The following is a 7,492-nucleotide window of genomic DNA, read 5'->3' on the forward strand; positions in this document are numbered from 1 at the left end:
CCTTCTGTTGACGCTCGGAAACCGGGTCCCCCGTCGCCCGGGCTCGCGGGCGCTCGCGGCCGGGACGGTGGATGGCGCTGGCCGCCCGGCCCGCGAGTGCGGATGGTTGGGAACTATCGGATGGGAGAGAGCACCGAGCGGGGTGCGCCGGCCCGTTGAACGAGCCGGCGGACCAGGTCGAGGTCGTCGACCTCGGCCCCGTCGAGATCCACCGATGCCATCGCGGCGTCGACCTCGACGTCGCGCCGCTCCGTCGCCGGCTGGCCGGTCGATGCGGCCACATGATCCGGCCGGGACGCGGGGAGGAGCAGTTCGGCCAGGGCGGCGACGGCCCGGCCGGCTGCCCGGCCGTCCCCGAACGGGGACGACACCGTCGGCACCGGATCGGAGCGGAGTTGGGCGACGACCGCCTCGGCGATCCGCTTCGGGCTGGTGCCGACCAGCCGTCCCCGGCCGGCGGCGAGCACCTCGGGACGCTCGGTCCGGTCCCGGGTCACCAACACGGGCGCGCCGATGGTGGCGGACTCCTCCTGAATGCCACCCGAGTCGGTCAGTACGACGTCGGCGACGAGCAGCAGGCCGATCATCTCCGGGTACGGCACCGCCGGTACGATCCGCACGGCCGGTACGCCGACCAGCGCGGTCCTGATCTCCGCCCCGAGCGCCGGATTGGGATGCAGGACGACGATCACCTGCGCGTCGGGGCGGGCCTCGGTGATCTGCACCAGACCCGCGCAGATGTCGCGTACTCCCTGGCCCCAGTTCTCCCGGCGGTGCATCGTGGCCACCACGACCGGCCGGGTGTGATCCAGCCAGTCCGGCGGCCGGGCGAGGTCGTTGTCGACCAGGTGGTCGAGGGCGTCGACCACGGTGTTTCCGATGAGCACGATTCGCTCCGCCGGCACCCCCTCGGCGAGCAGGTGCCGGCGCGCGGTGTCGGTCGGCGCGAGGTGGAGGTCGGCGAACCGGGCAAGGAGCGCCCGGTTCGCCTCCTCCGGAAAGGGTTCCCGCAGGTTGTGAGTGCGTAGTCCGGCTTCCAGGTGTACGACGGGCAGGCCGCGCCAGAACGCGACCAGTCCGCCGGCCAGCGCGGTGAGGGTGTCGCCCTGTACCACCACGGCGGCCGGGTTCCGGCGGTCCAGCGAGGCGTCCACGGCAGCCAGTAGTGCCACTGCGAGCTCCGCCAGCGAACCGTCCCGCCGCACCGGGATCAGCACCTCGTCGGGTGCCAGACCGAAGGGAGCCAGGGTCTCGGCCACCTGGTCGGGCTGCTGCCCGGTGTCGATGAGCGTCGTCGCGAAACGACCGTCGCGACCCAGTTCCAGCGCCAGCGGTGCCAGCTTGATCCCCTCCGGGCGGGTGCCCGCCAGGAGGACGATCTCCGGTCGGTCGAATTCCCTGTCTCCCATGCCTGCTCCTACGACCGGGTCGCGGCTTCGCGACGGATGCGGTGGCGCAGGAACCCGCCGACGGCGACGAGCCCGAGCGTTCCGGCGGCGATCGGCGCGCCGGCCAGCGGGATGACCGGGATCGGCGGCGCGATGGCGTTCGGTCCGCAGATCACATTGCCCACCTCGAGCGAAACCAACGACCCGGCCAGCGCGTCGATCTGCAACGCCGTCACGTCGATCTGCCCCGGTCCGGAACTGGTCTGTGCGTTCAGCAGAATGTTGAGCAGGCCCGGCACGGTCAGTCCGGTGTTGGGTGGCGGGTTGGCGGGCAGGTTGAGCAGCGTCGTCTCGACGCCGAGGACGGTCGAGGTGATCCGCGCGTTCACCAGCGAGGCGGCGCCGTTGGCGGTCGGCGTGCTGGTCGCTTCGCAGGTGGCGTAGATCGCGTCAGCGGTCAGTGCGATGGTCGCGCCGGCCACGACGCCGAGCGTCAGGTCGACCTCGGATCCGTTGTTGACGGTGCAGGTGCCGTCCGGGCCGATCACGAACTCGCCGCCCGTGCCGAGTACGCCGGCGCAACCGCGCGAGACACCGCCGAACAGCGCGGTACCGTACTGGCCCAGTACGCCGGCGCTGATGACGTTCTGGCTGCCCAACACGCTCAGGGTGGGGTCGGAGTCCCCGGTGGTGGTCTCACTGCCACCGTCGGTGTTGTTGGCGGTGAACGTGCCCGAGCTGGCCACGGTCCCGCCGAGCAGCGTGATGTTCAGCGCGGACGCCGATACCTGCGAGGTGTCGGCCAGCGCCGGCGATGCGGCCAGGAGGACGGCGGTGAAGCCGGCGGCCGCCGCTGCGGCTAACCGTCCGAACGGTAAGCGCTTTTCTATCATGGTTGAACCGCTCCTTGCTTGCTGAAGGTGAACTGGGGTGGGATCCCCGTGCCGGGGTCCCGCACCGGGGGATGCTTTACGGGCGTGGCGATGCCGCGCCACGGGTCAGCGCGACCTGGACGAGGTCCTGGGAACGCGCGGTCTTCTGCCAGTCGGATCGGGCGGTGAGCAGGCGGAGGAACGCCCACCACACGGCCACGCACTGGACGTAACTGTTGAGCCAGTGACCGAGGCCGAGCCCGATCGCGGCCGGCACGCTCAGGCTGCGGTCGCAGCGGGCCCGGTAGATGAGGCCCCAGACGGCGAACGGCAGGATGCCGAAGACCACGACCAGCGGGAGCACCCCCCAGCCGCCGTGCGCCCACCAGCCGCTCAGCCCGGACGGGGTCTGCCAGATGTAGTAGCCGAGTACTCCGAAGCAGCCGAGGTAGACGATCGTGCCGCCGAGTTGGGTCCACGGTGCGGAGAGGAAGTGGGTGATCTCCACGGCGGCGGTGTTGCGGATGTGCCGAGACGTCAGGACGGCCCAGCCGTACCGCGCGCACTGCATGGAGCCCTGCGCCCAGCGAGTACGCTGCCGGATCAGCAGCCGGAGCTTCGTCAGCGCCTCCTGGGCGACCCAGGTCTCCGGGCAGTACTCGGTTCGGCCCCCGGCGAGGAGCACGTGCAGGCCCAGTTCGAAGTCCTCCAGTAGCGCCCCGTGCCACGGGGTGCCGTGCTGTTGCGCGATCCGGTCCAGCACGTCGAGCCGGGTGAACTGTCCGTTGCCGCCCATACCGACGCTGCCGGTCCGGCGTCGCAACTCCTGCATCGCGGCGATCGGCCCCCGGAACTCCATGTCCTGAAGCCGGATGAGTAGTTGGCTCCACCACCGTCGACTGGTCCGGGACCGAGATTGTCCGCAGTCGAGCATCCGCACCTCGATCTGCACGGCGGAGATCCGGGAGCGGCTGAAGTAGCGCCGGCCGGCGAGGGCGGTGAAGCATCCGGGATCGAGCCTGCTGTCGGCGTCGACCACGCCGACGAGGACCCGGCTACGGTCGGCGTCGGCCGGCAGGTCGGCCCGGATCGCCCGCCAGCCCGCGTTGAGCGCGGCGCCCTTGCCCTGGCGGGCGTCCGGCATGACCCGGTGCACCACTCGAACCCGGGGGTCGGCCGAGAGTACGTCGAGCAGCTCACCCGTGCCGTCCGTGGACGCGTCGTCGACGCACCAGATCGTCGCCTGGGGGCAATCGCGCAGCAGGCCGCGTACGGTATCGCCGACCACCGAGGACTCGTCGCGGCAGGGGACGAGGAGGTGCCAGCTGAACTGGGCCGGATCGCCGCCACCGCTCCGGTCGCTGCGCAGGAAGATGACCATGATACCGACGACGTACGCGCAGAAGGTCACACAGAGCAGGAAGGCCAGGGTGTTCAGTATCTCCAGGGTGCTGAGTTCAAGCGACATGACCGGCTCTCCGAAGTGGTCGGCCGCGGGTCAGCAGCATGACGAAGAGGATTGCGCTGCCGACCAGGCCTAGCGTCGTGATCACCGAACCGATCAGGACGTGGCTGCGCTCGTAGCCCTGCTCGAATCCCCACAGCCGCATCGAGCCGACCACTGCGGCGAGCCGGAGCTGGTTGACGGCGACGAGCAGTAGCGCGGTGATCGCACAGCACACCGACGCCCGTAGCACGCTGACCCGCCGGATGAGGACGAGGAAGGCGGCCAGGGCCGTCGGCGGGATCAGCAGCAGCCCGACCGAGCAGCCGAGAGTCACCATGAAGCCGACCCACCGCTGGTCGAGCGGAAAGATCACGGTCGAGTAGCTTGAGCGGGCGTCGGCGAGCCCGAGGGCGTCCACGAACCGGGCGCTCAGCCAGGCCTCGCCGCCGGCTATCCGGCGGAGGTTCGCGGCCACCACAGCGGCGGCCGCGATCCCCGCCAGAGCGGCCAGCAGAAGCCGGCCCCGGTTGTGTCGACCGGACGGCGCCCGGTCGCGCCCTCCGGTCGCACGCCGGGCGGTGCTCCGCAGGTGCGTACCGGTCACCGGGACCGCTTCTGCAGCACCAGCAGCACCATCGCCGCACCTAGGATGACCATTCCCAACCCGGCCAGCAGCCAGGATTGCAACGCCACCCCGGTCAGGGCCAGCCCGCCGCCGGTCGGTGGTCCTTTGGGACCGTACATGACCATCACCCCGTTCCTTCGCTCCGGACAGCGGCAACACTAAGGGTGAAAAGCCGCAGAGTTAGCAAAGTCGCCCAAAAACCTCGTAACGGGCGTAGTTCGTCTGCGGCGTGCATCGAATAGCCAGATGGGTTCTCACGTTTCGACGCCAGGGCGCGTAGCGACAGCCGGAGGAGTTGAACGCACCTTTTTGGCCTGTTCGCCCGTATGGGGGGTTTTGCCGTGTTTAAGGTATCTCCAAGTATGGATCGAACATGTCAAGCGATTCAGGTTCTCCACAGCAGAGCAGATTCGGAAAGCCCACGACGTTGAGCATCGACCAGCCGCAACTCGGCCAGTTCACGCCGCCCGGCGTGCAGGGCGCCGCCGGCCCGGAGCGCCCTACCGGCGCCGGACGTCGCCGTACCGGTGCGCGGCATCGCATCGACCCGACCCCGGCCCGCCGGACCGGCCGGCACCGCCGCGCCCGGAACACCGCTGCGGGCCGTCGCGCGACGCCGATCCGCAAGGGCGTACGGGCGCTGGTCCTGGAGCCGCGGGCCGGCGACGCCACACCGGACCGGCTGGCGGACGAGTTCGACGTCGCCGTACGCCTGCCACTGCCCGACCGGATGGAGCAGCTCGATGCGGCGCTGCTGCGATGGCGGCCCAAACTGCTGTTCTGCAAGCACCCGCTGGACAGCCTCGACGAACGGCTCGCCGCGGTCTGTCTCGCCCACGACATCGAGATATTCGTCCTCGCCCATCCGGTCTACGGATTGCTGCAACCCGCCCGGCTGCGCCGGTTCGGCGGACTGCCGTGGCTGCGGCTGCGCACCGGACGGTCGAGGGACGAGCGGCGCAAGCGCGGTCTCGACGTCGCGGTGACGCTGCTCTGCGTCCCGGTGGCACTACCGGTGATGCTGTTGATCGCGGCCTTCGTGAGCCTCAGCGGGCCGCCACTCTACCTCCAGGAGCGGGTGGGCGCGGGAGGGCGCCGGTTCCACATGGTCAAGTTCCGCACGATGCGCACCGACGCCGAGCGGGACACCGGACCGGCACTGGCCTGCGTGGACGACGCCCGGGTGACCCGGGTCGGCCGGCTGCTACGGCGGTTCCGGCTCGACGAGCTTCCGCAACTGTGGAACGTGCTGCGTGGCGACATGAGCCTCGTCGGCCCGCGGCCCGAGCGCCCCGAGTTCGTCGCGACCTTCCGTGACCTTCCGCACTACGACCTCCGGCACCGGATCCGGCCCGGCATGACCGGGATCGCGCAGCTCACCGGTGGCTATGCCGCGACGGTGGAGGAGAAGCTCCGCTGCGACCTGCTGTACCTGCACTGTCGCTCCCTGCGGCTGGACCTGCTGCTGGTGCTACTGACCGTCGTCGAGCTGTTCCGGGGTTTTCCCCGTGGCTAGCGCCGCATCGACCGCCGGCCGCCGGCTGACCCGCAACTCCGCCAGCCTGATCGCGGCCCGGATCGTGATGGCCGTGGCCGGGCTCGCCTCGCTGCCGGTCCTCTACGACCAACTCGGCGCCGCCCGGTTCGGGGTGTGGGCACTGCTCGGCGGCCTGGTGGCGATCGTCGCATTGGTCGACCTCGGGCTCGGGTCCGCCCTCGTGCGGCAGGTCGCCGGGGCCCTGAGCGACACCCTGCACCGGTCCGCGCGGCTGGCGCTCGGGGTCGGCCTGGTCTGGGGGCTCGTGCTCTGGCTGGTCGCCTCCGCCGGCACGCTGGTCGGCTGGCCCTGGCTGGCCCGGCTCCTTCAGTTGAACGAACTGGCTGACGAGGCCCGGCAGGCCGCCCTCACCCTGCTGCTCGGGTTGCTCTGCGACGGGGTGGCGTTGCCTTGGCGGGCGGTGCTGGAAGGTACCCAGCGGTATACCGCACTGGCCTGGGCAGGCGGCGGCACCGCGGTGCTCGGCGCGGCGCTGGCGGTGCTGGTCGTACGACTCGGCGGCGGCCTGCTGGCGCTGGCCGTCTCCGCCGCGGCGACCAGCGCGCTCCGCGCCGCACTGGTGATAGCCGCAGCCCGGCGCTGGCGGCCCCGGCTGCGCCCCACCCTGCGCGGTGCCCGTTCCGACGAGCTGCGCCAGTTGCTCCGATACGGGCTGCGGGTGCAGGTGACCGGTGCGGCGGGAGCGGCGAACCTGGAGCTGGACCGCTTCGTCCTGAGCGGCACCGCCGGACCGACCGTGGCCGGCGGCTTCGAACTCGGCAGCCGGCTGCTGAACATGCTGCGTCTGCCGCCCGCCATCGTGTTGCTCACGATCTTCCCGATGGCGGTTACCCGGGCGGCCACCGAGGGGCCGGCCTGGCTCGACCGCTTCCACCTGACCGCCACGAAGTGGCTCACCGCGTTCGCCGCGGTCAGCAGCGCGCTACTGGTGGTCTCCGCCGACCCGCTCGTCCGGCTCTGGCTCGGCCGGCCCGTCTGGTGGGCAACGGTGAGCATCGCGGTACTGGCCCCGAGCTACGCGCTGAACCTCCTCTCCGGAGCGACCGCGATCGTGCTACGGGTCGAGGGCCGACCGGGCCAGGAGACCGGATACGCGCTGCTCTCCGTCCTGCTGAATCTCGCGCTGACCTGGCCACTGTTGCACCTGCTCGGCCCGGCCGGCGTACCGCTGGCCACCTCGATCGGGATCGCCGTTGGCACCGCGTACTTCGTCGGGCGCTTCCACCGGACAAGCGGCCGGCCGATTGGGCCGGTACTGCGGGCCGTCCGGCCGTCCCTGGCGGCCGGCGCGCTCGCCGGCCTCGCCGGTGGGTTCGCGGCCCGGGTGCTGCCGGACGGGCCTGGGCGGCTCGACGCCGGCCTGGCGGTGCTGACCCGGTCCGGCGTGGTGGTGCTGCTCGCCGCCTCCGTGCTGCTCGGCACCGGCTTCCTGGACCGGGACGACCGTGCCCGACTTCGTCGGCTGCTGCGCGGACCCCGATCGATGGCTCGGACGATCGGTGGTGCCCTCCGGTGAGTGTCTCGGTGGACTGTGACCGGTGCCTGGTGTGTGGTCGGGTCGGTGGGCATGGTGTGGCGTTCGCGGGTCTGTTGCGGCGTTGT

General features: G+C 71.2%; 7 protein-coding genes. 2 read left to right on the forward strand and 5 right to left on the reverse strand.

Translation table 11 applies throughout. The features are described from left to right. Positions 1 to 113: 113 nt before the first annotated feature. The 5 genes from wecB to AAH979_RS39895 all read right to left on the reverse strand — a co-directional run bounded on the left by wecB (position 114) and on the right by AAH979_RS39895 (position 4,451). On the reverse strand, positions 114 to 1,409 hold the full coding sequence (gene wecB / locus AAH979_RS39875; protein ID WP_346263305.1) for a UDP-N-acetylglucosamine 2-epimerase (non-hydrolyzing): 1,296 nt from the start codon (positions 1,407 to 1,409) through the stop codon (positions 114 to 116). 8 nt (positions 1,410 to 1,417) lie between these two features. Further along, the gene (locus AAH979_RS39880) at positions 1,418 to 2,281 is read right to left on the reverse strand and encodes a choice-of-anchor P family protein (protein ID WP_346263306.1); all 864 of its coding nucleotides are present in this window, start codon (positions 2,279 to 2,281) and stop codon (positions 1,418 to 1,420) included. A 76-nt stretch (positions 2,282 to 2,357) separates the two neighbouring features. Beyond that, positions 2,358 to 3,728: a glycosyltransferase family 2 protein gene (locus tag AAH979_RS39885; protein ID WP_346263307.1), complete on the reverse strand. Its 1,371-nt coding sequence runs from the start codon at positions 3,726 to 3,728 to the stop codon at positions 2,358 to 2,360. After that, entirely contained in the window at positions 3,718 to 4,311 is a 594-nt protein-coding gene (locus AAH979_RS39890; RefSeq protein ID WP_346263308.1) for a hypothetical protein, read from the reverse strand. The genes AAH979_RS39885 and AAH979_RS39890 overlap by 11 nt, the downstream gene beginning before the upstream one ends. Then, positions 4,308 to 4,451 (reverse strand): hypothetical protein, encoded by a 144-nt coding sequence (locus AAH979_RS39895; RefSeq protein WP_346263309.1) that lies wholly within the window; start codon positions 4,449 to 4,451, stop codon positions 4,308 to 4,310. The genes AAH979_RS39890 and AAH979_RS39895 overlap by 4 nt, the downstream gene beginning before the upstream one ends. Before the next feature lie 308 nt (positions 4,452 to 4,759). Between AAH979_RS39895 and AAH979_RS39900 the strand changes: the two genes are divergently transcribed. Together AAH979_RS39900 and AAH979_RS39905 are read left to right on the forward strand one after the other, a co-directional pair. Further along, entirely contained in the window at positions 4,760 to 5,848 is a 1,089-nt protein-coding gene (locus AAH979_RS39900; RefSeq protein ID WP_346263310.1) for a sugar transferase, read from the forward strand. Further along, positions 5,841 to 7,406, forward strand: coding sequence for an oligosaccharide flippase family protein (locus tag AAH979_RS39905; RefSeq protein WP_346263311.1), 1,566 nt, complete (start codon positions 5,841 to 5,843; stop codon positions 7,404 to 7,406). Before AAH979_RS39900 ends, AAH979_RS39905 begins: the two co-directional genes overlap by 8 nt. Positions 7,407 to 7,492: the final 86 nt, after the last annotated feature.

This window comes from Plantactinospora sp. ZYX-F-223, from assembly GCF_039649625.1.
Lineage (GTDB): Bacteria > Actinomycetota > Actinomycetes > Mycobacteriales > Micromonosporaceae > Plantactinospora.

Excerpts from the sequence above, each read along its gene's own strand:
- wecB (WP_346263305.1), bottom strand. The coding sequence starts at position 1,409 with ATGGGAGACAGGGAATTCGACCGACCGGAGATCGTCCTCCTGGCGGGC.
- AAH979_RS39880 (WP_346263306.1), bottom strand. The coding sequence starts at position 2,281 with ATGATAGAAAAGCGCTTACCGTTCGGACGGTTAGCCGCAGCGGCGGCC.
- AAH979_RS39885 (WP_346263307.1), bottom strand. The coding sequence starts at position 3,728 with ATGTCGCTTGAACTCAGCACCCTGGAGATACTGAACACCCTGGCCTTC.
- AAH979_RS39895 (WP_346263309.1), bottom strand. The coding sequence starts at position 4,451 with ATGTACGGTCCCAAAGGACCACCGACCGGCGGCGGGCTGGCCCTGACC.